Genomic DNA, 24,686 nt, shown 5'->3' with positions numbered 1-24,686 from the left:
CAGCATCCGCCGATGCCGCATTGCAGCGTCAAGAAGGCCTTCTCAGACGTGAAATTGGGTGCTTAACTGATCCCGATGCGAAAGGGAGGATTGCACATGAAGCTGACGATGAAGGTGAACGGCAGGGAGGTGACCGGAGAGGTCGAGGGCCGCACACTGCTGGTGGATTTCCTGCGGTCCGACCTGCGTCTGACCGGGACGCATGTGGGCTGCGACACGTCGCAATGCGGCGCCTGCACCGTGCATGTGAACGGAGAACTGGTGAAATCCTGCACCATGTTCGCGGCCGAGGCCGATGGCGCAGAGGTCGCCACCATCGAGGGTGCGGCGGCCGAGGACGGAACGCTGTCCGCAATTCAGCAGGCGTTTCAGGATCATCACGGTTTGCAGTGCGGCTATTGCACGCCCGGTATGGTCATGACGGCCGCCAGCCTGCTCAAGGAAAACCCAAAGCCCACCGAGCACGAGGTGCGCCAGTACCTTGAGGGCAATATCTGCCGCTGCACGGGCTACCACAACATCGTCAAGGCGATCATGGCAGCCAGCGGACAGGAGATGCCCGCGATGGCCGCCGAGTGATTTGCGGGCGGCGCGCAGGGAGGCGGGCCGCCGGTTTGAGTATTTTTGGCAAGATGATGCGCAGGCGGGCCGAGAGGCGTCGATGCGCGGTTCAGGGAGAGAGCAATGCCCAAAGACAGTGGAATTGGTGCCAGCAGCAAGCGGCGCGAGGACATCCGGTTTTTGACCGGTACAGGAAAATATACCGACGACATCAACATTCATGGCCAGCTTTATGTGCATTTCCTGCGCGCTGATGTGGCCCACGCCAAGCTGAATGGTGTCGATACCGCAGAGGCCGCGGCGATGCCGGGTGTCGTGCGTATCTTTACGGGTGCGGATTTCGAGGCGGTGGGGTCGATCCCCTGTGGCTGGCAGATCACCGACCGTCACGGCCAGCCGATGCAGGAACCGCGTCACCCGGTGCTCGCGCATGGCAAGATCAGGCACGTGGGCGAGCCCGTTGCCGCTGTGGTCGCGGAAACCCGTGCGCAGGCCCGCGATGCCGCCGAGGCGATCGTTCTGGATTATGACGAGCTGCCAGCCGTGGTCGACATGAAGGCCGCCGTGGCCGAGGGGGCGACCAAGGTCCACGACGAACTGACGAGCAACCTGTGTTACGACTGGGGTTTTGTCGAGGAAAACAAGGCCGCGACCGATGCTGCATTCGCGGCGGCAGCGCATGTCACCACCCTTGAACTGGTCAACAATCGACTGGTGGCCAACCCGATGGAACCGCGGGTCGCCGTGGGTGAATACGACCGTGCCGACGACATGCACACGCTGCACACCACCAGCCAGAACCCCCATGTGATCCGCCTGCTGATGGGTGCATTCGTGCTGGGCATTCCTGAACACAAGTTGCGGGTCGTGGCCCCCGATGTGGGCGGCGGATTCGGCACCAAGATTTTCCACTATCAGGAAGAGGCGTTCTGCACATTTGCCGCCAAGGCGCTGAACCGTCCCGTCAAATGGACGTCCACGCGGTCAGAGGCATTCATGTCCGATGCGCATGGCCGGGATCACGTGTCCAAGATCCAGCTGGCACTGGATGCGGACAACAACTTTACCGCGATCCGGACCGAGACCTACGCCAACATGGGGGCCTATCTGTCGACCTTTGCGCCTTCAGTGCCGACCTGGCTGCATGGCACGCTGATGGCGGGCAACTACAAGACGCCGCTGGTCTATGTGAACGTCAAGGCGGTGTTCACCAATACGGTGCCGGTCGACGCCTATCGTGGTGCGGGCCGACCCGAGGCGACCTATCAGCTGGAACGGGTGATCGACATGGCCGCGCGCGAGCTGGGCGTCGATCCGGTAGCGTTGCGTCGGCAGAATTATATCACCCAGTTCCCCTATGCGACGCCTGTCGCAGTGGAATACGATACCGGCGATTACAACGCCACGATGGACAAGCTGACCGAGATTGCCGATTTCGCGGGCTTTGAAGCGCGACGCAAGGAGAGCGAGGCCCGCGGCAAGCTGCGCGGTCTGGGTGTGAACAGCTATATCGAGGCCTGCGGCATCGCGCCGTCGAACCTTGTGGGGCAGCTTGGCGCGCGGGCGGGTCTGTATGACGCGGCGACGGTGCGGGTGAACGCGACCGGATCGATCAGCGTCATGGTCGGGGCCCACAGCCACGGACAGGGGCACGAGACGTCCTTTCCGCAGGTGATTTCCGAGATGATCGGTATTCCCGAGGACCAGATCGACATCGTCCACGGTGACACGTCGAAAATTCCGTTCGGGATGGGCACCTATGGGTCGCGGTCGCTGGCGGTCTGCGGATCGGCCATGGTGCGCGCGGCCGAGAAGGTCATCAACAAGGCCAAGAGGATCGCGGCCCACCTGCTGGAGGCCTCTGAAGGGGACATTGAGCTGAAGGACGGCACATTCAGCGTCGCAGGCACGGACAAATCCGTGGCCTGGGGCGATGTGACCCTGGCGGCCTATGTGCCGCACAACTATCCGTTGACGGATATCGAACCGGGGCTGGAGGAGACGGCATTCTACGATCCTGCCAACTTTACCTATCCGGCTGGGGCCTATGCCTGCGAGGTCGAGCTGGACCCCGAAACGGGCCACGTCAAAATCGAGCGTTTCTCTGCTGCGGATGATTTCGGCAATGTCATCAACCCGATGATCGTGTCGGGCCAGGTGCATGGCGGGATCGCGCAGGGCATCGGTCAGGCGCTGTTGGAAAACTGCGCCTATGATGCCGACGGCCAGCTGATTTCCGCGTCCTACATGGATTACGCCATGCCGCGCGCGGATGATCTGCCGTTCTATTCGGTTGACCATTCCTGCCAGACGCCCTGTACGCACAACCCGCTGGGGGTAAAGGGCTGCGGTGAGGCCGGCGCCATCGGGTCGCCACCTTCGGTCGTGAACGCGGTCATCGACGCGATCCAGTCGGGCGGCATGAACGTGGCCCATATCGACATGCCGCTGACGCCGCATCGCGTCTGGGCCGCGATGCACGCCGCAAGGACCGACGCGGCCTAGGTGAGAGTGAGGGACCGGGGCGCTGCCCCGGACCCCGGAGTATTTTCGGCAAGATGATGCGGTGATCCCGCAGATCCGCCAAGAGGAGAGACACAATGTACGCATTTGATATTGCGCGCCCCACGACGCTGGACGAGGCAAAGGCGGCCATCGCCGCTGGCGGACAGGCGCTGAGTGGAGGACAGACACTGATCCCGACGTTGAAGGCGCGTCTGGCGATGCCGGAAACGCTGGTCAGCTTGCACGGGATCGCCGATCTGAAGGGAGTGAGCACCGACAGCGCAGGCCGGATCTGCGTGAAAGGTGCGACAGTGCACCGCGCGGTGGCCGAGGCTGTTGCCGACAGTTTTCCGGCCTTGAGCTATCTGGCGAGCCGGATCGGTGATCCTGCCGTGCGCAACCGTGGCACCATCGGTGGCAGTGTGGCGAACAATGATCCCTCTGCTTGCTATCCGGCGGCGGTTCTGGGCTGTGGTGCGACCATCTGCACAGACCGGCGGGAAATCGCGGCGGATGATTATTTTCAGGGGATGTTCACGACGGCCCTGGAAGAAGACGAGATCGTCACCGAAGTGAAATTTCCCGTCCCGCAGGCGGCTGCCTACGAGAAATTCATCCAGCCCGCGTCCCGGTTCCCGCTGGTTGCGGTCTTTGTCGCGCGGTTTGCGGACGGTGTGCGGGTGGCGATCACGGGTGCGTCGGAATCCGGCGTGTTCCGCTGGTCTGCCGCCGAGGACGCGCTGTCGGCCAATTTCGCACCCGATGCGCTGGACGGGCTGTCGGTCGATGCGGACGGCATGATCGGCGATCTGCACGGGTCCAAGGATTACCGTGCGCATCTGTGCGGCGTCATGGCAAAGCGGGCAGTCGCGCGGGCCGTCTAGGCGGAACCCCGCCACCGGTCCTGCGCCGCAGGAACGGGGGTGATTTCCAAGGGTTGATCAGGTGTCCCCGGCATGTGCCGGGGGCACCTTTTGTTTGCGAGGAATACCATGACGCGATTGACCCTGACCTCTACCACGGCCCTGATGATCGGGCTGTCCGTCTCATCCGCTTCGGCGCAGGAGGCGGTCTTTCCGTGCAATTTGCCCGACGGTGCCGCCATGGCGGATGCGCAGGCCCTGGCGGCGGCCATCGGAGAAGAAGCCGTGACTGCTGATCTGGTCGTGACGGATGATCCCGCGGTCTGTGGACCTGCGCAACTGGCGGCCGCACAGGCGCTGATCGAAGACGCCACGGCCGAGGGCGAACCTGTCGTTGCCGAAGAGCAAGGCGATGAGGTGTCAGCGGATCCGGCGGAGGATGCGACTGAGGCTGACGCACCCGCCGCGCAGGATGAGGCTGCCCCGGCAGAGGCCGCACCGGTGGATGAGGCACCTGTCGCCGCGGAACCGGAAGCCCCGGCAACCGCACCCGAAGCTGAGGCTGAGAACACTGAGGAGCCTGCCACCGAAGAGCCCGCCACCGAAGCTGTACCGGTCGAGGCGGCAACGCCTGAGGCAGAGCAGGCGGCCCCGGCCGAGGCAGAGTCACCGGTGAATGAGGAAGCACCTGCGGAAGAGGCAGCCCCGGTCGCTGAAGACGTTCCAGCCAGCGAAGAGACAGAGGTACCAGAGACGACGACGCCTGCCAGTGACACTGCAGATGAAGCTGAAGTCGCGCCAGAAGCAGAGGCAGAGGCGGAGGCCACTGACGCTGGAGAAGGCACGGATGCCGCACAGACATCTAACCCTGATGTGACGGCCGCGCCGGACGCGCAGGCAGAGGACCCGGCGGTCGATGAGGCTCCTGCAACTGACATCGCAGACGCCGAAACATTGTCAGAACCGACGGCAGAAGAGTTGGCCGCCCGTGACGCACGCCGTGCCGAACGCGCCGCGGCACGTCAGCAATCCGCCGCTGCGACGGCTGAACCCGACAGTGCAGAAGTCGTGACCGAGGAAGTCCAGTCAGAGGATGTGCGGTCCGCTGACGAGGATTTCGACACGCAGGTGCTGAGCGATACCGCCACCGCAGAGGATGACGACGACGGGCTGTCCCGGTTCGAACAGGCCCTGCTGCTGGGGTTGGGGGCCGCAACGGTTGGTGCGATCCTCAACAATGGTGATGCTGTCGTGTCCAATTCCGGCGACCGTGTGATCGTGGAACGTGAAGGCGAATTGCGGGTACTGCGTGACGACAACACGCTGTTGCGACAACCTGGCGCGCAGATCGCAACCCAGACCTTTGACGATGGATCGACCCTGACGACCGTCACCCGAGAAGACGGCAGTTTCGTGACCACCATCCGTGCGGCCGACGGAACGGTGCTGCGCCGCACGCTGACGCGTGTGGATGGCACCCAGGTGCAACTGATCAACGATCTGGAACAGGTGGACCCGATTGATGTCGCGTCCCTGCCGCAGGTGCAGACCGGGCGGGAAACTCAATTGGGCAATGCAGATGACGCGGCATTGCGCGCAGCCTTGTCGGCCGGTCTGCTGACCCAGACGGGCCGGGCCTATTCGCTGGAACAGATCCGCGAGGTGCAGCAGGTGCGCGAACTGGCACCGCAAGTCGAGTTAGACACGATCACCTTTGCCAGCGGTTCCGCTGCGATCCAGCTCAGCGAGGCCGAAGAGCTGGGTGCACTGGGCCGGGCGATGCTGGCGGTGATCTCGGATGATCCGAGTGCTGTTTTCCTGATCGAGGGCCACACCGATGCGGTCGGCGCTGCGGCCTATAACCTGGGCCTGTCGGACCGGCGTGCGGAAACGGTGGCGCTGGCGCTGACGCAGTATTTCGGTGTGCCGCCGGAAAACCTGGTGACGCAGGGCTACGGCGAATCCTATCTCAAGGTGCGGACGCTGGAAGCCGAACGCGAAAATCGCCGTGCGTCTGTACGCAATATCACGCCGCTGCTGCGCGATAGCTGAAAACGGGCGGGCGGGGGCAGGAGCCGCCCCGGCCCGCTGCAGATAGGCCTGTCGCAATGAAAAAGGGGTCAGCGCCGATGCGCTGACCCCCGAACTTTGCCGATTGGGTCGCTTACTTGGGAAGTGGCCCGATCAGCATGACCATCTGGCGGCCTTCCATCTTGGGAAAGTTTTCGACCTTGCCGTGTTCCTTGGTGTCCTCGGCCACACGTTCCAGCAGGGCGCGGCCCAGTTCCTGGTGCGCCATTTCGCGGCCACGGAAACGCAGGGTGATCTTGACCTTGTCGCCGTTCGCCAGAAACTTGTAGACGTTCCGCATCTTGACGCCGTAGTCGTTGTCATCGGTATTCGGACGGAATTTGATTTCCTTGATCTCGATGATCTTCTGCTTCTTGCGCGCTTCGGCTTCTTTCTTCTGGGTTTCGTACTTGTACTTGCCGAAATCCATGATTTTGCAGACGGGCGGATTGGCGTTGGGGGAAATCTCTACCAGGTCCAGACCGGCCTCTTCGGCCATGGCCAGCGCCCGTTCGGGCGACACAACGCCGACATTCTCGCCTTCGGCGCCGATGAGTCTGATGTCTCCGCCCCGAATGCGGTCGTTGATGCGGGGGCCAGTGTCGCGCTGTGGTGGCGCGTTGTGGGGTCTGCGTCCTATGATCTTTATCCTTCGATCGTTGTCTTGAGGGTTGCAAATGTAGGTAATGCGCTGCACCGCGACCTTCAAGCGGCAATTGGTGGTTGCGGGTTACCCCTTTTCTTTTCCTGCAACTGACACCAAGTAGGAACCGGATCACCAAAAGGTGAAACTGGATCAGAAGGACCAAATGCCATGCAAGCACTTGTCATCATCGTTGTCGTCGCTGTTCTCGGCTTTTTCGGGTATCAGTATTTTGTAGATGGGCAGGACCCTCAGGCTGTTGTGACAGGCCAGACGGATGACGTCGCCGTCGCCGCAGAAGAGGCAGAAACGGCCGTCGAAGACGCTGCCGCAGACACGGCCGCGGCAGTCGAGGATGCGACTGAAGAAACTGCTGCCGCAGCAGATGCAGCGGTTGACGCCATGACGGACGCAGCAGGTGACGCGACCGAAGAAACGGCCGCCGCCGCAGAGGCCGCCGCTGCCGAAGCCGAAGCGATGGCCGCTGAGGCTGATGCCGCTGCCGCCGAGGCCGCCGCTGCCGTCCAAGACGCCGCAGATGCAGCCGCAGCCGAAGTTGAAGCTGCAACCGAAGACGCCGCCGCCGCGACCGAAGATGCCGCAGCCGATGCCGCCGCAGCCGTCGATGATGCTGCCGCCGCAACCGAAGACGCAGCTGCGGATGCGGCTGCTGCAACCGAAGACGCCGCCGCGGCGACCGAAGATGCTGCAGCCGATGCCGCCGCAGCCGTCGATGATGCTGCCGCCGCGACCGAAGACGCAGCCGCCGATGCCGCCGCCGCAGTTGATGCGACCGCCGATGCAGCTGCCGAAGGTGTTGATGCAGCCGCAGATCAGGCAGATGCAGCCGTAGCCGAGGCAGAGGCTGTTGCACCTGACGCGGACGTGGCCGCCGAGGCAGAAGTCGCAACCGCCGAAGAAACGACCGAAGGCGATGCTGCTGCCGCCGATGCCGGCACTGACGCGGCCGAGGTTCCGTTGACCGAACTGCTGACCCCCGAAGGTTTCGACGCGGATGCCGTCATCGCGCGTATCGAGGCAAGCGAGCTGGGTGCGATGCAGAAAACGGTGTTGACCCGCGCTGCCGAAACGGTGCGCGACAATCCCGATATGCTGTCCAGCGTGCTGGACCAGATCCGTGCCGCGATGGGCGTGAACTGATCCCGCCAGAACGACGACAAAAGGGCCGCATCCCAACAGGATGCGGCCCTTTTTTGATGTTCATTGGGGGGCTTGTTCAGCCGACGAATGCCTTTTCGATGACGAATTCGCCGGGTTCGGAATTAGCCCCCTCGTGCAGGCCAGCGGCCTCCATCAGCGCCGCGATGTCCTTGTTGAAGGCCAAGCTGCCGCAGACCATCGCGCGATCATCCTGCGCGTTCAGTGGTGGCACACCCAGATCGGTGAACAGGTCGCCGTTCTCGATCAGGGTCGTGATCCGGCCCATCTTGTCGCTCTTTTCGCGGGTAGTGGTCGGGTAGTAGCGGATCTTGTCCAGCGCCTCTTGGCCCAGCAGTTCGATCATCATCTCGTCTTGCTTGAGATCGGCGATCAGATTGGCACCATAGGTCAGTTCCGCCACGTCGCGGCAGGTATGCGTGACGATGACCTCGTCGAACCGTTCATAGGTTTCGGGTTCGCGCAGCAGCGACGCAAAGGGGGCAAAGCCTGTGCCCGTGGCGAACATATACAGCCGTTTGCCGGGCAGCAGCGCATCATGCACCAGCGTGCCCACGGGTTTGGGGCGCAGGATGATCTGGTCGCCGGGCTGGATGTGCTGCAATTTCGATGTCAGCGGGCCGTTCTCGACCTTGATCGAATAGAATTCCAGTTCGTCGTCCCAGGCGGGCGATGCGATGGAATAGGCGCGCAGCAGCGGCTTTTGCTTGCCGGTTTCGGGGTGCGGGTCGCCCATCAGACCGATCATGACGAATTCGCCCGACCGGAACCGCAGCGATGCGGGGCGGGTCACGCGGAATGAAAACAGTTTGTCCGTATAGTGCTGCACCGCCGTGACGGTCTGGGCGTCGGGCAGGGTGGGCACGGGTTTTGCGGCGGTATCTGTCACGGGGCGTTGCTCTGTCATTGGGTCATCAGCGGCACGTCTGCGCCGCCCTCCGTCTAGTGCAAAAAGAAAATGGGTGAAAGTCAGCCGCGCATACGCGCCTGATAGGCGTGGGCGCGCCAGTCGGCACGGGCGATCCATTGATCCTGCGGTTGCCGGGCGGCCAGCGTGTCGTCGATTTCGACCTCGTCAAAACCACTGCGGCGCGCCATGGCGTATTGGTCGGCCAGCACGTGACCGTGGGCCCGCAGACGCCCGGTAAAACCCGCGCGCCGCAAAATCGCCGCGAGGGTGAATCCGCGCCCATCGGCAAAGCTGGGGAATGCGATCCGCACGACCTGCGCGCGGGTCAGGGCGCGCACGGCGTCAGGGTCGGCATCAGAGGGCACGTCCACGGCCACACCGTCCTCGCCCATGGGGACAAAGGTGCCTGTGAAATCATCGGGTGCGAACCCGCTATCGGTTACAATCACGCTCATCGGTTTCTCCTGCGGGACGTTATGGTCCGCGCGTCTGTGATGTTCAAAGTCCGGCACCCGCCGGGATGCGGACCATCTTGCCGTCGACAAAATGGATGCCGCATTCGGTTTTTTCGCGGTTGCGCCAGCGTCCCGCGCGCGGGTCTTCGCCGGGTGCGACCTTGGTCGTGCAGGGGGCGCAGCCGATCGACGGATACCCCTGCGCCACCAGCGGATGCCGGGGCAGGCGGTTTTCGACCATGTAATCCTGCACATCGTCACGGGTCCAATGCGCCAGCGGGTTGACCTTGAGCAGGTCGCCATCCGCCTCGAAGAACGGCAGAGCCTTGCGCTGACCGCCCTGGTATTGCTTGCGCCCGGTGATCCAGCCGTCGAATTCGCCCAAGGCGCGCATCAGCGGTTCGGTCTTGCGCAGGGCGCAGCAGCCGTCGGGGTCCGACAGGTGCAGCAGCCCTTCGTTGTCGCGTGCCAGCAGCGCATCACGGTCGGGATGCAGGACGCGCACGTCGCCCAGGTGCAGGCGTTCAGCGACTTCCATCTGGTAGGTCAGCGTTTCCGCAAACAGCATCTCGGTATCCAGAAACAACACCGGCAGGTTGCGATCCAGCACTGACACCATATGAAGTAGCGCCACGGATTCCGCCCCGAAAGAGCTGACAAGCGTGAGGTTGCCAGTCTGGCTGTCGGTCAGGGCGCGTTCCAGAACGGCGCGGGCCGAATGGTGTTTGTAGGCCTCGTTCAGGGATGTGACCCTGTCGGACAGGTTATCAAGCGGCATCGCGTGCGCCTTCCTTGTCAGGATAGAGGACCGCCTTGAACGGACCAGCGCCCAGACGGCGGTAGGCCTGAAGAAAGGTCTCGGACGCGTCCTCACGCAGATCAAGGTAGCCCAGCACCAGCCGTTCGATCGCAGGGATGATCTCATCCGCGCTGAAACCCGGCCCCGCGCGTTCGCCGATCGCCGCGTCCTCGGACCCGTCGCCGCCCAGCGTGATCTGATAGTTTTCCACTCCTGCACGGTCGAGGCCAAGGATGCCGATGTGACCTACATGGTGGTGACCACAGGCGTTGATGCAGCCTGAAATCTTGATCTTGAGCGGGCCGACCTCGTGTTCCAGTTTGAGTTCGTCAAACCGGGTCGCGATTTGCTGTGCAATGGGGATCGACCGCGCTGTTGCCAGCGCGCAGTAATCCATGCCGGGGCAGGCGATGATGTCCGACGCCAGCCCGATATTTGCCGTGGCAAGGTCCGCCGCACGCAATGCGGCATAGACAGCAGGCAGATCGGATTGATGCACATGCGGCAGGATCACGTTCTGTTCGTGGCTGATGCGCAGCTCGTCATGACCGTAGGTTTCGGCGATATCGGCCAGCGCGCGCATCTGGTCGGATGTCGCATCGCCCGGCGTGGCACCGTGTTTCTTGATCGACACGCTGACGATGGCATAGCCATCGGCCATGTGCGCGGTCAGGTTGGTGTCGGACCAGGATCGGAACGCAGGGTTGGCCAGGCGAGCCGCCTCATATCCATCGGTCTGTGCCGTCTTGAATGCAGGCGGCGCAAAGGCGGTCTGGATTTCCGCCAGCAAGGCCTGATCGATGCCCGAAAACGCGGCGCGGATGCGTGCAAAGCGTTCATCCACCAAGGCCCGGATCTGGTCGATGCCGTTCTCGTGCACGGTGATCTTGATGCGCGCCTTGTACTTGTTGTCGCGCCGGCCCAACAGGTTGTAGACGCTGACGATCGCCTCGCAATAGGGAAGCAGGTCAGCGACTGGCAGGAAATCCGTCAGCACCTTGCCGATCATCGGCGTGCGGCCCAGACCACCGCCCACCAGCACGCGGAACCCGATGTCTCCGGCGTCATTGCGGACCAGTTGCAGTCCGATGTCATGGGCGCGAATGACCGCGCGGTCGGCCTCGGCCCCGGTGACCGCGATCTTGAACTTGCGCGGCAGGAACTGGAATTCGGGATGGTCCGTGGACCATTGCCGCAGCAGCTCTGCATAGGGGCGGGGGTCTGCGATTTCGTCAGCGGCCGCACCGGCAAAATGGTCCGCCGTCACGTTGCGGATCGTGTTGCCGCTGGTCTGGATCGCGTGCATTTCCACGTCGGCCAGCGCGTCAAGGATATCGGGCACGTCACGCAGTTCCGGCCAGTTGTACTGGATGTTCTGCCGCGTGGTGAAATGGCCATAACCCTTGTCCCACCGGTCCGCGATCATGGCAAGCTGGCGCATCTGGCGGCTGTTCAGCGTGCCATAGGGCACGGCCACACGCAGCATGTAGGCGTGCAGTTGCAGATACAGGCCGTTCATCAGGCGCAGCGGCTTGAATTCGTCCTCGGTCAGGGATCCGTCGATGCGGCGTGCGACCTGACCGCGGAATTGGGCGACACGTTCGCGCACGAATGCGGCGTCGAAATCGTTGTACTTGTACATGGATCAGGCCCTCGTCTGTTTGCCGTGGGGATAGTTCGATGGTCCGCGGGTGCGGAAGGCCTCGCGGAAATGCACGGGCTCCGGTCCGGCTTCTCCCTCTTGTGCGTCGGCCAGATAGGCCCCTGCGATTTCGGACTGGCGCGCGCTGGCCTCCAGCAGGCGCAGTTCCGCGTGGGCCTCGTCGGTCAGCAGCTCTGCCTCTGCGATGTCGCGCGACCAGCGGTCGTCGGCGGTCAGCCAGACGGCGTCACCCTCGAGAAGCGCGTTGGCGGTGATGACCTTTGGTGTGAAAGCCTTTGGCATTATGCAAATTCCTCTGCGGGGATATCGGTGCTGGCGGCCAGTGCGTCGCGGGGTGCAAGACCGAGAAACGTCAGGGCCGGACCTGATAAACGGGCCTCTGTCAGGGTCGGTTCCAGCTGGGCCAATGTGGTGGCCAGAATACGCTGATCGGTACGGCTGACGTTTTCGATGATGGTCACGGGAGTTGCGGGATCGGCCCCATGCATCAGCAGGCGGCCCTGGATGAACCGTGCCGCCCGCTTGCCCATGTAGATCGCGGCGACCTCGCCGGGGCGGGCCAGCGTTTTCCAGTCGTGATCTGCAAAACCCCGCGTGTCGTGGCCTGTTATGTACCGCACGGACGAATTGCGCCCACGTTTGGTCAGGCTCTGGCCCAGACCTGCGACGGCGGCACTTGCGGCGGTGATACCGGGGATGATGCGCCAGCTGACACCGGCGGCGGTGCAGGCCTCGATTTCCTCGTCCAGACGTCCGAACACGGTGGGATCGCCGGATTTCAGGCGCACGACATGATGGCCGTCCAGCGCATGCTGCACGATCAGCGCATCGATGTCGTCCTGCGCCATGGCGCTGCCGAATCCTTCCTTGCCGGCGTCGATCATCAGCGCTTCGCGCCGTGCAAGTTCCAGGATCTCGGGCGTGACCAGCCGGTCGTAGATCACCACATCAGCGGTATCGAGCGCGCGACGCGCCTTGAGCGTCAGCAGGTCGGGGTCGCCCGGTCCCGCGCCGACCAGATCGACATGACCGACCTTGGCGGGTGTGTTGATCGCATCATCAAGCAGGCTGTTGAGTGTCGGCAGGATTGCTTCCTCTCCACCAGCTTCCAGCGCCTTTGGCCCCGCATCGAAATAGAACGCGGACCAGAAATCGCGGCGCACGCGCCCCATCGGCAAGACGTCGACCGCAGACCGAAACGTCTTGCCGATCCGCGCCAGCAGGCCCAGCGATGTCGGCAGGCGTTCCTCGAGGTCGGCCTTGATCTTGCGGGCCAGAACGGGGGCGGCCCCTTCGGTGCCGATCGCTATGACGACAGGATCACGGTCCACGATGGCGGGCGTGATGAACTGGCTGTCGGCCAGATTGTCGACGATGTTGACGCGGGCCCCATCGCGATGCGCAAGGGCCGCCACGCGGGCATCCTCGGTCTCGTCCTCATTGGCGGCATAGAACAGCACGGCGCACATGGCGTCGCCGGGCTCCATCGCGCGCTGGACCAGCGTCAGCTTGCCCTCATGCGCCAACCGGTGCAGGTCTGGATGGGCGTCAGCGGCAAAGACCGTCACATGAGCGCGGGTCTTGAGGATCAGGCGCAGCTTGGCCAGGGCGGCCTCGCCACCACCGGACAGGACGATGCGGCGTCCAGCGACGGCCATGAAAACGGGAAAATGATCCATTGCGCATCCTTTCGGTTCTGCCCTGTCATATAGAACATTGTTCTGGTATTTGGACAGTGGCCCGCTTAGTTAAGAACGCACGTTCCAGTGGCCGCACTGTTCTGGTGCAATGTTCTACAAATGGCAGGATATGCGAATGACGATCCGTATCGATGACACAGACCGGAAAATTCTTGCGGCATTGCAGCGCGACGCATCACGGTCGCTGGACGAGATCGCCACCGAAATCGGGTCGTCCAAGACGCCGGTCTGGAACCGGATCCGCAAGCTGCGCGAGGCGGGGGTCATCAAATCGCAGACCGTCCTGCTGGATGCCGAGGCCTTGGGCTTCGAGGCGTGCTTCTTTGTGCTGATCCGCACCAGCGAACACGATGCGGTCTGGCAGTCACGCTTCCTGAATGCGCTGACCGCCCGGCCAGAGGTGCAAGAGGCGCACCGCCTGGCAGGCGATATCGACTACATCCTCAAGGTGCGCGTCGCCAATGCCCGCGCCTATGACATCTTTTACCAAGCGCTCATTTCAGAGGTAAAGGTCCACACCGTTACTGCGCTGCTGTCGATGGAGGAAATCAAATCCACGGTGGCCCTGCCGCTCTAGTCGCATCATCTTGCCTCAAATACTCCCGCCGGAGGCATCCCGCACCATCAAACGCTCCAGCCCGTGGAAATGATAGGCGTCGGCATAGACAGGTTGTGTCACGAGTGCGAGCTGCGGCAGCCTTTCCCACAACACATCGAGGGCGACACGCAACTCCAGCCGGGCCAGTGGTGCGCCGACGCAGAAATGGATGCCGCCGCCGAACGCCACATGCGCCGGACCGGACCGGTCGGGATCAAATCGGTGCGGTTCTGACCAGATCGCCGGATCGCGGTTGGCAGCGCCCAGCAGGCATGCAATCCGGTCACCGCGCTCAAATGTCTGTCCCAGAATCTCGCAAGTGTCATAGACCCAGCGCGTAAACATATGCAGCGGCGGGTCATGGCGCATGATTTCCTCGACCGCGGCCGCATCGGCGCGGCGCTGTCCGGTTTTCAGCATGGTCGCCACGCCGTTGCCAAGGGTGTGAACCGTCGCCTCGTGGCCTGCGTTCAGCAACAGGATCACAGTCGAAATCAGTTCCGGTTCCGACAGGCGGGCGTCGCCGTCGCGGGCGGCGATCAGGGTGGACAGCAGGTCATCGCCGGGTGTTGTGCGCTTGGCCGTGATATGATCCCGAAGAAAGGCGGTGAACGCGCGGGTGGCGCTGTCCGCCTCGGTCATGATCTGCGGTGTCAGGCGGGCCTGATACATCGCGACCATGGCGTTTGACCAGCGCAGCAAGTCGTCCGCGGCCTGTTCCGGAACCCCCAGCAGGCGGGCGATGGTAATGACCGGCACGGGCCGGGCATAGGCATCCAGCAGATCAAAATCGCCGTCCGGAAAATGGTCGATCAGGTCGTGGCACAGCGACCGGATGCCATCCTCAAGGGCGGCAATCGTGCGCGAGGTAAAGGCGCGCAGCACCAGCCCGCGCAGGCGGGTGTGGTCCGGGGCCTCAAGTTCCAGCATGGAATGGGCCTCGATGGCGTCGAATGCGGCGCGCGCGGGGTCAGCGGCCGGTTGTGTCAGTGGCGCGCGGCCCATGCGTTTGTCACGCAGCACGGCTGATACGGCGGCATGGCTGACCGCACAGGGCATGGCATAGTCCGTCCAGTAGGCGAAATCACCGGCTGCCCGCATGCGATCGTAAAGCGGATATGGGTCCTGCACGAAGGCCGGATCGGTCGGGCTTTGATCAAAATGTTCCATGATCTCTGCATGCTACCAGTCGCGGCCATGTGCAAGTCTGGGTTGCGGCATTCTGTCCCCCCGGTCGGCATACCAAAGCATTCCGTAAAAAAATGTATACAACGGGGTGCAGGATAAGTCAGGCTACTGACAGCGCTTGAGTCTGCCGGGAGGGGAGACCGTGACCGATAAAGACAGCCGGAAAAACCAAGGCGAAGCAGCGTACCGGCGCACGTCGGACGATTCCGTGCGTGATGTGGCCAAGGAGGCGATGCGTCGTCTGGCCTTCAGGATGCCAAAGGCGGCAGAACAGGGATTCGATCCCGGCCGCGCCGAAATCGACCGCCTGTGCCAGCTGCTGATAGAGCCGGACAGCAAGCCGCTGAAGCAATACATCAAGGGGTTGCTTGATGACGGCAATTCGCCGGCCAAGATCTACATCGGCTATATCGCATCTGCGGCGCGCAGGCTGGGGCAGGATTGGGCCGAAGATTGCCGCAGCTTTGCCGAGGTGACACTGGGATCCGGACGGTTGCATCAGATCGTCCGCGACCTCAGCGCGCATCACGACCGGGCAGATGGGCGCAAGGGCGATGCGCCCCACGCCATGCTGGCGCTGGCCCCGGGTGAAACCCATACGCTGGGGATCGAAATTTTTGCCAACCTGCTGCGTGATGATGGATGGGACGTTGATATCTGCATCGGCGGGACGCAGGCGAGCATCCTGAAACGTGCCCGCGAAGGCAGCCACGATGTCGTGGTGCTTGTGGGTTACGGGCAGGGGGACGCGCTGATCTTTGCCAGCCTTGTGGATGACCTGCGTGCAGCACTGCCCGACGGGGCAGTGCTGATGGCGGGTGGTATCGTGGAATCAGCGCCCGAGATTCCCGGTGTCCCGTCCGAGGACTGGCTGACGGATCTGCCCAGCGCCGTCTTGCGGTTGCGACAGCGCTTGCAGGGCTGATCTCAGGCGTTTTCCAGCGCCGACACGATCGGCGAGAAATCGGCGGCCTTCAGGCTGGCGCCGCCGACTAGGGCACCATCCACATCCGCCACCGCAAAGATTTCGCCCGCATTCGATCCCTTGACCGACCCGCCATATAGCAGGCGCACGCCCTCGGCCTGTTTCATCAGGTCGCGCAGGGTGGTGCGCAGGGTGCCGTGCACCTCGCCGATCTGTTCGGTGGTGGGCACTTTGCCGGTGCCGATCGCCCACACCGGCTCATAGGCGATGACTGTATTGGCTGCTGTTGCACCGGGCGGCAGCGACCCGCGCAGTTGGTCGGTGATGACCGTCAGCGCGTGACCGCTGTCGCGTTGGTCCAGCGTTTCACCGATGCAGATCACCGCCACAAGGCCTGCTGCATGGGCGGCAGCGGCTTGCGCCGCGACATCTGCATCACTTTCGCCGTGGTCTGTGCGGCGTTCGGAATGGCCGACCAGCACGTGGCTGGCACCTGCATCACGCAGCATCGGTGCACTGATGTCGCCCGTATGTGCGCCATTGCGTTCGGCATGGCACGTCTGCCCCCCGATCTGAAGCGCATGGGTGCCACGCGCCCAGGCCATCTGCGCGATCAGTGTGGCGGGCGCGCAGATCAGCATATCGACGTCCGGGTCAGGGTGAGCCTCGGTCAAGGCCTTGATTTCGCTCAGGTCATCGACCAAGCCGTTCATCTTCCAGTTGCCTGCCGCCAGTCTGCGTCGCATGAGAGGTCCCCTTTGCCAATGCCCACGGCTTTGGTAGCAAGTCGCACACAGAACGGAAAGGCCGACCATGATCCCACGTATTGACGCCGCCGCATTGACCGATCCGCAGCACGCAGGGCACGCCGTGGCGCGTGACGCCGCCGCGACTGCCGCAACCGGTGTGGGGTTCCTGACCATTCATAACACCGCTTTGACGCCTGCACGCGTGTCAGAGGTGATCGCGGCCTACCGCGCATTTTTCCACCTGCCCGCCGCGGCCAAGCAGGCTGTTGACATGTCCCGCACCGGATCGAACCGGGGCTGGGGGGCGTCCGGGTCGGAACAGGTCAATCCCGACGCCAATCCCGATTACAAACAGGTCTTTGACTGCGGCGTCACCCTGCCTGCCAGCCATCCCTATCGCACGGCGGGCATTCCGGCCTATGCCCGCAACCAATGGCCCGATCAGCCTGCCGATTTCGCCCCGTTGCTGCGGCGTTATTTTACCGATGCCTGTCTTGTGGCGCGCGATCTGCTGGTCGCGATCCTGAATGCCGTGGGCGAGGACGGCCCGTTTTTTGCGGACAAGTTCGGCACGCCGATGGCGTTGTTGCGCGGGAATTTCTACCCTCAGCGTCCGGCCTCGGCGGGGGACAAGGATTTCGGGATCGCCACACATACCGATTATGGCTGCCTGACCTTGTTGGCGACCGACGGATCGCCCGGTCTGGAGGTCCGCCAGCGCGGTGGCGGCTGGATACCGGTCAGTGCACCGCCCGGTGAATTCGTGATCAATTTCGGTGAAATGCTGGAAATCTGGACAGCCGGCCGGGTCAAGGCGACGCCGCATCGTGTCATCGGCACGCAGGATGAACGGATTTCAGTGCCGTTGTTTTTCAACCCTGACCATGATGCCAATGTGGCCCCATCGGGTGCCGCACCTGTCATGGCTATGGATCATCTGCAAAGACGGTTCAACGAAACCTATATCCACCTGCAAAAGGCCTAGGTGGTCGTGATCGCCTCGTTGAACTTGATCGACTCGCCGCAGCCGCAGGCATCCACGACATTGGGGTTGCGGAACTTGAAACCGCTTTCCAGCAGGGTGGTTTCATAGTCGATTTCGGTGCCGAACAGGAACATTTGCGCCATGGGCGCGATCATCACCCGTGCGCCGTCCTGTTCCACGACCTCGTCCATCGGATCGACCTCCGACACGTAGTCCATCGTGTATTCCATGCCAGCGCATCCGCCTTTCTTGACGCCGATACGCAGGCCCTGCGACCCGTCCTTGGCCATCAGTTTCGCGATCTGGCGCGCGGCCTTGTCGGTGATGGTGACGGCCTGTTTGCCGGGAATGCCGAACATGGGGTGTCCTTTCTGATGCCTTATCAATGTAGGCGGGATGGCACCGTGTCTCAAGGGGGCGGTTCGGAGGTGCGCAGGCAGCCGCTGCCCTGTACCACCGTACGAACGGGGGTGCGCCGCCGTCGCGGCCCGCCGAAAATGTCTGCTATTACCGCAGGCAGGCGGGGTTACATGAACCCCAGTTCCAGACGCGCCTCGTCCGACATCATGTCCATGCCCCACTGCGGCTCGAACGTCATTTCGACATCGACGTGTTTCACACCTTCGAGGGGTTCGACCGCATCAGCGACCCAGCCCGGCATTTCGCCTGCCACGGGGCAACCCGGTGCCGTCAGCGTCATCGTGATGTTCACCGCGTTTTCGTCGTCGATCGCGATCGTGTAGATCAGGCCCAGGTCGTAGATATTGACCGGGATTTCGGGATCATAGACGGACCGGCAGGCCTCGACGATCTTTTCGTGCAGTGGATGATCGGTAGAGGAGGGCGCAATCAGTGGCGTGCCTTCCATCGGTGTCTGATCGGTCATGTCTTCGATTCCCGGCTATTCCTGACCAATCATATAGGATTAGCGGCGCGGGCCGTAAAGGGTGACCCGCGCCGCCGTGATTACAGGCCCATGCAGTTGGCGTAATAGGTGACCGTCGCGGGCCAGTCGCTGAACATGCCTTCGATGCCGACATCTTGTGCCAGAACGTCCAGCACTTCGTAGTAGTCGCCGTCACTGCTGATCGCGTCTGCAACGGACTGGAAATACCATCCGCCACCGTTGGCCAGCGGACCGCTGCGCTCATAGCTCCATGCGATGATGTTCAGACCGGCGTCCTTGGCCGCTGTGGCATAGGGCGAGGGGACAATCTGGCCTGCGTCGTCCAGCGTGATCAGCATCCACAGCGGCGGTGCAATATAGTTCACGCCCATATCGGCCAGTTCCTGCATCGTCGGCTGAAAAGTTGCCGTGTCCAGTGGGTCGATCATGCCTTCGTCTTCGTCCGATGCCTCATAGCGGTCGTCCAGATAAACGGCCTGCGCGCCGAATTCCGGGGTGTTCGCGATCCAGTATTTCACATCGTCCAGATTGAACGATTGCAGCCAGACATCTGCGGGATCGACACCGGCTGCGACATATTCATCCACCAGCTTCTGGGCGTAGGCCTCTTGGGTGAAATCACCGTCGGGCATCGGCACGCTGGCGGATTTCAGTTCGGGCGTGAACTTTGCGCCAAGGTCGGCAAACAGCGCAATGCTCTCGGCGTGGGTCATCAGCTGTGCGTTGTCGTCGTAAAGGTTCGTGCGCCAGTCGGCGGTGCCGCCCAGATAGGCCTCGACCGTGGTGGCGGTGGAATCAGCGGCGTCCATCTTGGGGCGCAGCGTCTGGAATTCGGCCAGTGTCAGGTCCGAGGTGCGGCATTCCGCGCTGGCGGAGGTGTCACCGCTGGCGGGGGTAAAGGGTGCGGTGCATTTTTCGGCCAGATCGGTGGCCAGAATGTTCGTCGTCGTGTGCAGGTCGTTCTGCGCGTGACGGCAGACCAGTTCGTGATCGGCGGTAAAGGTCACGTCACACTCAAGGATGCCTGCGCCCATGCCAGCGGCGGCGCGGTTCGATTCGACGGTATGTTCGGGGAACATCAGCGGCGCGCCGCGGTGACCGATCGAAAAATCGGTGCGGGCGATCTGCTGACCCTCGCAGGCGGCAAGCGCGTCTTTCAGCGGGCCGTCCTGCATCTGGCTGATCAGATATGCAGGGCGCGGGCCGTAGCCATCCAGCGGTCCAGCGGCGCTGTGCGTCTCGGCCAGGGCGGATGTTGCGGCGAGGGCTGCAACACATGTCAGCATGCGGGTTTTCATCGGGTTCTCCCTAATTGGTTATCGCAGGCGGTCTAAAACCTGTAGTTGTAACGCTGGCGCATCAGGTTTGTGACGGCCAGATGAAATCCTCTGAGTGGCAGGTCTTCGCCCATGCATTCCATCCGCGCGCACTTCGCATTAAGGAGGGGCGACATGACCGGGGCCAATACAATGACAGACCGCTTTTCATTCGATTTGCACGCGACAGACGGGGCGGCCCGCACGGGTGTGATCCATACGCCGCGCGGCGACATCCGCACACCGGCCTTCATGCCGGTAGGGACGGCGGCTACGGTCAAGGCGATGCTGCCGGACAGTGTGGCGGCGACCGGGGCGGATGTGCTGCTGGGCAATACCTATCACCTGATGCTGCGCCCCACTGCGGAACGCATCGACCGGCTGGGCGGCCTGCACGGTTTCATGAACTGGAACAAACCCATTCTGACCGACAGTGGCGGGTTTCAGGTCATGTCGCTGGCAGAGCTGCGCAAACTGACCGAGGACGGCGTGACCTTTCGCAGTCACGTGGATGGATCGCGCCATCATCTGTCTCCGGAACGCAGCATGGAAATTCAGCGCCTGCTGGGGTCGGACATCGTGATGGCCTTTGATGAATGCCCCGCCTTGCCGGCGGACCGTGCGCGGATCGAGGACAGCATGCGGCTGTCGATGCGCTGGGCTGCGCGCAGTCGCGCGGCCTTTGGCGATCGGCCGGGATATGCGCTGTTCGGCATCCAGCAAGGTGGTCTGGAACGCGATCTGCGCGCCGAAAGCGCCAAGGCCCTGATCGACATCGGGTTCGAAGGCTATGCGGTGGGCGGACTTGCCGTGGGCGAGGGGCAGGAGGCCATGTTCGGATGCCTCGATTATGCGACCGACATGCTGCCGGTGGACAAGCCGCGCTATCTGATGGGGGTGGGCAAACCCGACGACATCGTGGGTGCGGTCAAACGCGGGATCGACATGATGGACTGCGTGCTGCCCAGCCGTTCCGGGCGCACGGGGCAGGCGTTCACCCGCCACGGCGTCGTGAACATCAAGAACGCGCGCCATCAGGACGATCCCCGCCCGCTGGACGAGGGATGCAGCTGCCCGGCCTGCACAGGCTATTCCCGCGCCTATCTGCACCACGTGTTCCGGGCCAAGGAAATGATTTCGGGCATGCTTTTGACATGGCATAACCTTCATTATTTCCAAGTCATCATGCAGGAGATGCGCACGGCCATCGCGGCGGGCAGCTTTGCCGAATGGGAGGCCGGCTTTCACGCGGGTCGGGCACAGGGCGATATCGACCCGCTATAAATTCAGGAGCCAAGCCATGCGTTTCATTCTTGCCATACTTTTGCTGCTGCCTGCTGGCTTGCGCGCGGAGAGTCTGTGCGGCGTCACCGACAATGCAGCCCTGCTGGACAGGCTGGCGGGTGATTGGCGCGGTGACACCTATCTGTCGGGGGTCAACGCGGTCATCGACCAGACGGAAATCCAGCCCCGCGCCGAGGCCGAACGTGTCACGATCGGGACGGACGGTATCCTGAGTGTCGAGGCGATCGCAGCGGCGATGGGGGGCGAGGGGTTGCCGATGGTCCTGTCACCCACCCCCGTCTACAACGTGGATCAGGTGGATGATCTGCTGGAGACCACACAGGCCGAGGCGCTGGCCGATGTGCTGTCGGACACGCCCTGCGGACCAGAGAAGCTGCCGCAGTTCGTGGCCACATTCGGTTTCGATCAGGCAGATACCGATGGCGTGCGTTTCGACGGGCAGGTGGTGTTGATCCCCTATTTCGACGACCGCATCCTGCGCCTTGATCAGTTTGACGTGAACACGGGCGAGATGGTCCTGTTCGTGACCGTTGCTTCGGTGCTGACCCGCGAATAACGGGTCGCGCGGCCCGCATTGCCGACCTTGTCGGTGACTGCGGTGTGACGCAGGCCTGATGGGCTGTGCGGCGCGATCTTGGCGCGCGCGCTGCATCGCCATCTGTGGGTTGTTATTCTGCGGCGCAGGTTTCATCATTGCCACCAATGCGCTGCAATCGTCTGGTTGAAATGCATCCGTTGATGCCCCAGATATTGTATCCGAGGAGATGGACGAGCGCCGCCGCATTGGGGCCGGTCCGTCTTGCCAAAACAAGGAAAAATACCATGCAAGAGCCACTTGCGACTTCATACCCCGTCCTGCCGCTGCGCGATATCGTTGTGTTCCCGCACATGATCGTGCCGCTGTTCGTGGGCCGCGAAAAATCGGTGCGCGCCCTCGAAGAGGTGATGCGCGACGACAAGCAGATTCTGCTGTCCAGCCAGATGAATCCGGGCGAAGATGATCCCGCGATCGACGGTATCTACCGGACCGGCGTTCTGGCGAATGTGCTGCAATTGCTCAAACTGCCCGACGGCACAGTCAAGGTGCTGGTCGAAGGGCGTGCGCGCGTCGAAATCACGGAATTCCACGAGAACGACCAGTTCTTTGAGGCATCGGCCCGCTACCTGGAGGAAGTCCCCGGTCAGGAGGACGAGCTCAAGGCGCTGACGCGCACGGCCGCGGCAGAGTTCGAACGCTATGCCAAGGTCAAGAAAAACATCCCCGAAGAAGCAATGGCCGCCGTCAGCGAAGCGACGGAGCCTGCCAAGCTGGCAGACCTGATCGCAGGTCATCTGGGGATCGAGGTGGATGAAAAGCAGAAACTGCTGGAAACCCTGTCCGTGTCCGACCGGCTGGAAAAGGTTTACGGCCAGATGCAGGGCGAAATGTCCGTGCTGCAGGTCGAGAAAAAGATCAAGACCCGCGTCAAGACCCAGATGGAGCGCACGCAGCGCGAATACTATCTGAACGAACAGATGAAGGCGATCCAGAAGGAGCTGGGCGACGGCGAGGACGGCCAGAACGAGGTCGACGAGCTGGAAGCGCGGATCAACGACACCAAGCTGTCCAAGGAAGCCCGTGAAAAGGTCGATGCCGAACTGAAAAAGCTGAAGAACATGTCGCCCATGTCGGCAGAGGCGACTGTCGTGCGCAACTATCTCGACTGGATCCTGGCCGTGCCATGGGGCACCAAATCGCGCACCAAGAAGGACCTTGGTCACGCGCAAAAGGTGCTGGATGACGACCACTATGGCCTTGAAAAGGTCAAGGAACGTATTGTCGAATATCTGGCCGTACAGCAGCGCAGCAAGAAGCTGAAGGGCCCGATCATGTGCCTTGTCGGCCCGCCGGGTGTGGGCAAGACCTCGCTGGGTAAATCCGTGGCCAAGGCGACGGGCCGCGAGTTCATCCGCATCTCGCTGGGTGGCGTGCGCGACGAATCCGAAATCCGGGGTCACCGTCGGACCTATATCGGGTCCATGCCGGGCAAGATCATTCAGGCGCTGAAAAAGGCGAAAACCACGAACCCGCTGATCCTGCTGGATGAGATCGACAAGATGGGTCAGGATTTCCGTGGCGACCCTGCGTCTGCCATGCTCGAGGTGCTGGACCCGGAACAGAACGGCAGCTTTGTCGATCACTACCTCGAGGTCGAATACGACCTGTCGAACGTGATGTTCCTGACGACGGCGAACTCCTACAACATGCCGGGGCCACTCTTGGACCGGATGGAAATCATCGGCCTGTCCGGCTACACCGAGGACGAAAAGCGCGAGATCGCGCGCCAGCACCTGCTGCCCAAGGTCATGAAAAACCATGGGTTGAAGCCCAAGGAGTTTTCCGTCGATGACAGCGCCTTGACCGACATCGCGCGGTATTACACCCGCGAGGCCGGTGTGCGTAACTTTGAACGCGAACTGGCCAAGGTTGCCCGCAAGGCAGTGACGAAGATCGTCAAGAGAGAGGTCGAATCCATTGATGTGACGGCCGAAAATCTGGGCGACTACCTGGGTGTGCGCAAGCATCGCTACGGTCTGGCCGAACAAGAGGACCAGATCGGCGTTGTCACAGGACTGGCCTATACGTCGGTCGGCGGCGAACTGCTGAGCATCGAGGCGCTGCGCCTGCCGGGCAAGGGCCGCATGAAGACGACCGGGAAACTTGGCGACGTGATGAAGGAATCCATCGACGCCGCCAGCAGCTATGTCCGGTCGGTAGCACCGCAGATCGGGGTTGCGCCGCCCAAGTTCGACACGCTGGACATTCACGTGCACGTCCCCGACGGGGCCACACCCAAGGACGGCCCCAGCGCCGGTCTGGCGATGGTCACGTCGATCGTATCGGTACTGACGCAGATTCCGGTGCGCAAGGATATCGCCATGACCGGCGAGGTGTCCCTGCGCGGTAACGCGATGCCGATTGGCGGGCTCAAGGAGAAACTGCTGGCCGCCCTGCGCGGCGGAATCAAGACCGTGCTGATTCCTGCGGAAAACGAAAAGGATCTGGCCGATATTCCCGACAACGTGAAGGAAGGTCTGACCCTGATCCCGGTGACGCATGTGTCAGAGGTTCTGGAACATGCGCTGGTTCGCCAGCCAGAGCCGATCGAATGGGACCAAGAGGCAGAGGATGCCGCCGCTGCGGCCACGCTGGCCCGGCGCGGCCTCGAGGCATCGACCGGTTTCCACTGACCCTTTGACCAGACAGCCAATGCAGCCCCGCCACACCGGCGGGGCTGTTTTTCGTTTTGGCGGCGCGGTCGTCACAGGTCGTGAATTCCTGCGGATCGGTCATGGTCAGGCCGCAAAGTTTCGTTAAGGTTGGC

The 24,686-nt window shown here is 62.6% G+C and carries 23 protein-coding genes; 11 read left to right on the top strand and 12 right to left on the bottom strand.

Features of this window, described 5'->3' with window-relative positions; all coding sequences use genetic code 11:
* Positions 1-96 precede the first annotated feature (96 nt).
* From AN189_RS07600 to AN189_RS07585, 4 genes are all read left to right on the top strand, one after another.
* A complete protein-coding gene (locus tag AN189_RS07600) occupies positions 97-579 on the top strand; it encodes a (2Fe-2S)-binding protein (protein WP_056033572.1) in 483 nt (160 codons plus the stop codon).
* A gap of 105 nt (positions 580-684) precedes the next feature.
* On the top strand, positions 685-3,066 hold the full coding sequence (locus AN189_RS07595; protein ID WP_056033569.1) for a xanthine dehydrogenase family protein molybdopterin-binding subunit: 2,382 nt from the start codon (positions 685-687) through the stop codon (positions 3,064-3,066).
* Between the two features lie 95 nt (positions 3,067-3,161).
* Complete coding sequence (locus AN189_RS07590) at positions 3,162-3,950, top strand: xanthine dehydrogenase family protein subunit M (RefSeq protein ID WP_056033567.1); 789 nt, start codon at positions 3,162-3,164, stop codon at positions 3,948-3,950.
* A 108-nt stretch (positions 3,951-4,058) separates the two neighbouring features.
* Positions 4,059-5,981, top strand: coding sequence for an OmpA family protein (locus AN189_RS07585; protein ID WP_056033564.1), 1,923 nt, complete (start codon positions 4,059-4,061; stop codon positions 5,979-5,981).
* 112 nt (positions 5,982-6,093) lie between these two features.
* On the opposite strand, the gene infC is transcribed toward AN189_RS07585, so the two are convergent.
* The gene (gene infC, locus AN189_RS07580) at positions 6,094-6,639 is read right to left on the bottom strand and encodes a translation initiation factor IF-3 (RefSeq protein ID WP_157057432.1); all 546 of its coding nucleotides are present in this window, start codon (positions 6,637-6,639) and stop codon (positions 6,094-6,096) included.
* A gap of 174 nt (positions 6,640-6,813) precedes the next feature.
* On the opposite strand from infC, the gene AN189_RS07575 reads away from it, so the two are divergent.
* Positions 6,814-7,803 carry a hypothetical protein gene (locus AN189_RS07575; RefSeq protein WP_056033561.1) on the top strand — a complete coding sequence of 330 codons (990 nt, stop codon included), beginning with the start codon at positions 6,814-6,816 and terminating at the stop codon, positions 7,801-7,803.
* Positions 7,804-7,879: 76 nt separating this feature from the next.
* Here the strand turns inward: AN189_RS07575 and AN189_RS07570 are convergent, their stop codons facing one another.
* The 6 genes from AN189_RS07570 to cysG all read right to left on the bottom strand — a co-directional run bounded on the left by AN189_RS07570 (position 7,880) and on the right by cysG (position 13,327).
* Positions 7,880-8,728 (bottom strand): ferredoxin--NADP reductase, encoded by an 849-nt coding sequence (locus AN189_RS07570; RefSeq protein ID WP_056033558.1) that lies wholly within the window; start codon positions 8,726-8,728, stop codon positions 7,880-7,882.
* A 62-nt stretch (positions 8,729-8,790) separates the two neighbouring features.
* Positions 8,791-9,186, bottom strand: a complete 396-nt coding sequence (locus tag AN189_RS07565) for a DUF934 domain-containing protein (RefSeq protein WP_056034194.1) — start codon at positions 9,184-9,186, stop codon at positions 8,791-8,793.
* Between the two features lie 43 nt (positions 9,187-9,229).
* The gene (locus AN189_RS07560) at positions 9,230-9,964 is read right to left on the bottom strand and encodes a phosphoadenylyl-sulfate reductase (protein WP_056033556.1); all 735 of its coding nucleotides are present in this window, start codon (positions 9,962-9,964) and stop codon (positions 9,230-9,232) included.
* The gene (locus tag AN189_RS07555) at positions 9,954-11,627 is read right to left on the bottom strand and encodes a nitrite/sulfite reductase (protein WP_056033553.1); all 1,674 of its coding nucleotides are present in this window, start codon (positions 11,625-11,627) and stop codon (positions 9,954-9,956) included. Before AN189_RS07555 ends, AN189_RS07560 begins: the two co-directional genes overlap by 11 nt.
* 3 nt (positions 11,628-11,630) lie before the next feature.
* The gene (locus tag AN189_RS07550) at positions 11,631-11,930 is read right to left on the bottom strand and encodes a DUF2849 domain-containing protein (RefSeq protein ID WP_056033550.1); all 300 of its coding nucleotides are present in this window, start codon (positions 11,928-11,930) and stop codon (positions 11,631-11,633) included.
* Positions 11,930-13,327 (bottom strand): siroheme synthase CysG, encoded by a 1,398-nt coding sequence (gene cysG / locus AN189_RS07545; RefSeq protein WP_056033546.1) that lies wholly within the window; start codon positions 13,325-13,327, stop codon positions 11,930-11,932. The genes AN189_RS07550 and cysG overlap by 1 nt, the downstream gene beginning before the upstream one ends.
* Before the next feature lie 136 nt (positions 13,328-13,463).
* On the opposite strand from cysG, the gene AN189_RS07540 reads away from it, so the two are divergent.
* Positions 13,464-13,925: an Lrp/AsnC family transcriptional regulator gene (locus AN189_RS07540; protein WP_056034191.1), complete on the top strand. Its 462-nt coding sequence runs from the start codon at positions 13,464-13,466 to the stop codon at positions 13,923-13,925.
* 15 nt (positions 13,926-13,940) lie between these two features.
* On the opposite strand, the gene AN189_RS07535 is transcribed toward AN189_RS07540, so the two are convergent.
* Positions 13,941-15,116, bottom strand: a complete 1,176-nt coding sequence (locus AN189_RS07535) for a cytochrome P450 (RefSeq protein WP_056033543.1) — start codon at positions 15,114-15,116, stop codon at positions 13,941-13,943.
* A 160-nt stretch (positions 15,117-15,276) separates the two neighbouring features.
* On the opposite strand from AN189_RS07535, the gene AN189_RS07530 reads away from it, so the two are divergent.
* Positions 15,277-16,059: a B12-binding domain-containing protein gene (locus AN189_RS07530; protein ID WP_056033540.1), complete on the top strand. Its 783-nt coding sequence runs from the start codon at positions 15,277-15,279 to the stop codon at positions 16,057-16,059.
* Between the two features lie 2 nt (positions 16,060-16,061).
* Here the strand turns inward: AN189_RS07530 and tpiA are convergent, their stop codons facing one another.
* On the bottom strand, positions 16,062-16,805 hold the full coding sequence (tpiA, locus tag AN189_RS07525) for a triose-phosphate isomerase (RefSeq protein ID WP_056033537.1): 744 nt from the start codon (positions 16,803-16,805) through the stop codon (positions 16,062-16,064).
* Between the two features lie 67 nt (positions 16,806-16,872).
* Here tpiA and AN189_RS07520 point away from each other — a divergent pair, with 67 nt between their 5' ends.
* Positions 16,873-17,793 carry an isopenicillin N synthase family oxygenase gene (locus AN189_RS07520; RefSeq protein WP_056033531.1) on the top strand — a complete coding sequence of 307 codons (921 nt, stop codon included), beginning with the start codon at positions 16,873-16,875 and terminating at the stop codon, positions 17,791-17,793.
* Here the strand turns inward: AN189_RS07520 and AN189_RS07515 are convergent.
* The 3 genes from AN189_RS07515 to AN189_RS07505 all read right to left on the bottom strand — a co-directional run bounded on the left by AN189_RS07515 (position 17,790) and on the right by AN189_RS07505 (position 19,998).
* On the bottom strand, positions 17,790-18,152 hold the full coding sequence (locus AN189_RS07515; RefSeq protein WP_056033529.1) for an iron-sulfur cluster assembly accessory protein: 363 nt from the start codon (positions 18,150-18,152) through the stop codon (positions 17,790-17,792). The two genes, AN189_RS07520 and AN189_RS07515, sit on opposite strands and share 4 nt — an antisense overlap.
* Before the next feature lie 167 nt (positions 18,153-18,319).
* Positions 18,320-18,679: an SUF system Fe-S cluster assembly protein gene (locus tag AN189_RS07510; protein WP_056033526.1), complete on the bottom strand. Its 360-nt coding sequence runs from the start codon at positions 18,677-18,679 to the stop codon at positions 18,320-18,322.
* A gap of 80 nt (positions 18,680-18,759) precedes the next feature.
* A complete protein-coding gene (locus AN189_RS07505; RefSeq protein WP_056033523.1) occupies positions 18,760-19,998 on the bottom strand; it encodes a glycerophosphodiester phosphodiesterase family protein in 1,239 nt (412 codons plus the stop codon).
* A 171-nt stretch (positions 19,999-20,169) separates the two neighbouring features.
* Here AN189_RS07505 and tgt point away from each other — a divergent pair, with 171 nt between their 5' ends.
* The 3 genes from tgt to lon all read left to right on the top strand — a co-directional run bounded on the left by tgt (position 20,170) and on the right by lon (position 24,552).
* Complete coding sequence (tgt, locus tag AN189_RS07500; protein WP_056034189.1) at positions 20,170-21,300, top strand: tRNA guanosine(34) transglycosylase Tgt; 1,131 nt, start codon at positions 20,170-20,172, stop codon at positions 21,298-21,300.
* A 16-nt stretch (positions 21,301-21,316) separates the two neighbouring features.
* Positions 21,317-21,877, top strand: coding sequence for a hypothetical protein (locus AN189_RS07495; protein ID WP_056033520.1), 561 nt, complete (start codon positions 21,317-21,319; stop codon positions 21,875-21,877).
* 266 nt (positions 21,878-22,143) lie between these two features.
* A complete protein-coding gene (gene lon, locus AN189_RS07490) occupies positions 22,144-24,552 on the top strand; it encodes an endopeptidase La (RefSeq protein ID WP_056033516.1) in 2,409 nt (802 codons plus the stop codon).
* Positions 24,553-24,686 lie beyond the last annotated feature (134 nt).

Source organism: Loktanella sp. 3ANDIMAR09 (assembly GCF_001420005.1).
Taxonomy (GTDB): Bacteria; Pseudomonadota; Alphaproteobacteria; order Rhodobacterales; family Rhodobacteraceae; genus Loktanella.
The sequence above is the reverse complement of the archived record's forward strand: the minus strand, read 5'-3'. Positions and strand labels throughout refer to the sequence as shown.

Coding starts and splice junctions, on each gene's coding strand:
- AN189_RS07540 (WP_056034191.1), top strand. CDS start 13,464: ATGACGATCCGTATCGATGACACAGACCGGAAAATTCTTGCGGCATTG.
- tpiA (WP_056033537.1), bottom strand. CDS start 16,805: ATGCGACGCAGACTGGCGGCAGGCAACTGGAAGATGAACGGCTTGGTC.
- AN189_RS07515 (WP_056033529.1), bottom strand. CDS start 18,152: ATGTTCGGCATTCCCGGCAAACAGGCCGTCACCATCACCGACAAGGCC.
- AN189_RS07505 (WP_056033523.1), bottom strand. CDS start 19,998: ATGAAAACCCGCATGCTGACATGTGTTGCAGCCCTCGCCGCAACATCC.
- AN189_RS07590 (WP_056033567.1), top strand. CDS start 3,162: ATGTACGCATTTGATATTGCGCGCCCCACGACGCTGGACGAGGCAAAG.
- lon (WP_056033516.1), top strand. CDS start 22,144: ATGCAAGAGCCACTTGCGACTTCATACCCCGTCCTGCCGCTGCGCGAT.
- tgt (WP_056034189.1), top strand. CDS start 20,170: ATGACAGACCGCTTTTCATTCGATTTGCACGCGACAGACGGGGCGGCC.
- AN189_RS07575 (WP_056033561.1), top strand. CDS start 6,814: ATGCAAGCACTTGTCATCATCGTTGTCGTCGCTGTTCTCGGCTTTTTC.
- AN189_RS07570 (WP_056033558.1), bottom strand. CDS start 8,728: ATGACAGAGCAACGCCCCGTGACAGATACCGCCGCAAAACCCGTGCCC.
- AN189_RS07495 (WP_056033520.1), top strand. CDS start 21,317: ATGCGTTTCATTCTTGCCATACTTTTGCTGCTGCCTGCTGGCTTGCGC.
- AN189_RS07520 (WP_056033531.1), top strand. CDS start 16,873: ATGATCCCACGTATTGACGCCGCCGCATTGACCGATCCGCAGCACGCA.
- cysG (WP_056033546.1), bottom strand. CDS start 13,327: ATGGATCATTTTCCCGTTTTCATGGCCGTCGCTGGACGCCGCATCGTC.
- AN189_RS07510 (WP_056033526.1), bottom strand. CDS start 18,679: ATGACCGATCAGACACCGATGGAAGGCACGCCACTGATTGCGCCCTCC.
- AN189_RS07550 (WP_056033550.1), bottom strand. CDS start 11,930: ATGCCAAAGGCTTTCACACCAAAGGTCATCACCGCCAACGCGCTTCTC.
- AN189_RS07560 (WP_056033556.1), bottom strand. CDS start 9,964: ATGCCGCTTGATAACCTGTCCGACAGGGTCACATCCCTGAACGAGGCC.
- AN189_RS07535 (WP_056033543.1), bottom strand. CDS start 15,116: ATGGAACATTTTGATCAAAGCCCGACCGATCCGGCCTTCGTGCAGGAC.
- AN189_RS07585 (WP_056033564.1), top strand. CDS start 4,059: ATGACGCGATTGACCCTGACCTCTACCACGGCCCTGATGATCGGGCTG.
- AN189_RS07600 (WP_056033572.1), top strand. CDS start 97: ATGAAGCTGACGATGAAGGTGAACGGCAGGGAGGTGACCGGAGAGGTC.
- AN189_RS07555 (WP_056033553.1), bottom strand. CDS start 11,627: ATGTACAAGTACAACGATTTCGACGCCGCATTCGTGCGCGAACGTGTC.
- AN189_RS07565 (WP_056034194.1), bottom strand. CDS start 9,186: ATGAGCGTGATTGTAACCGATAGCGGGTTCGCACCCGATGATTTCACA.
- AN189_RS07595 (WP_056033569.1), top strand. CDS start 685: ATGCCCAAAGACAGTGGAATTGGTGCCAGCAGCAAGCGGCGCGAGGAC.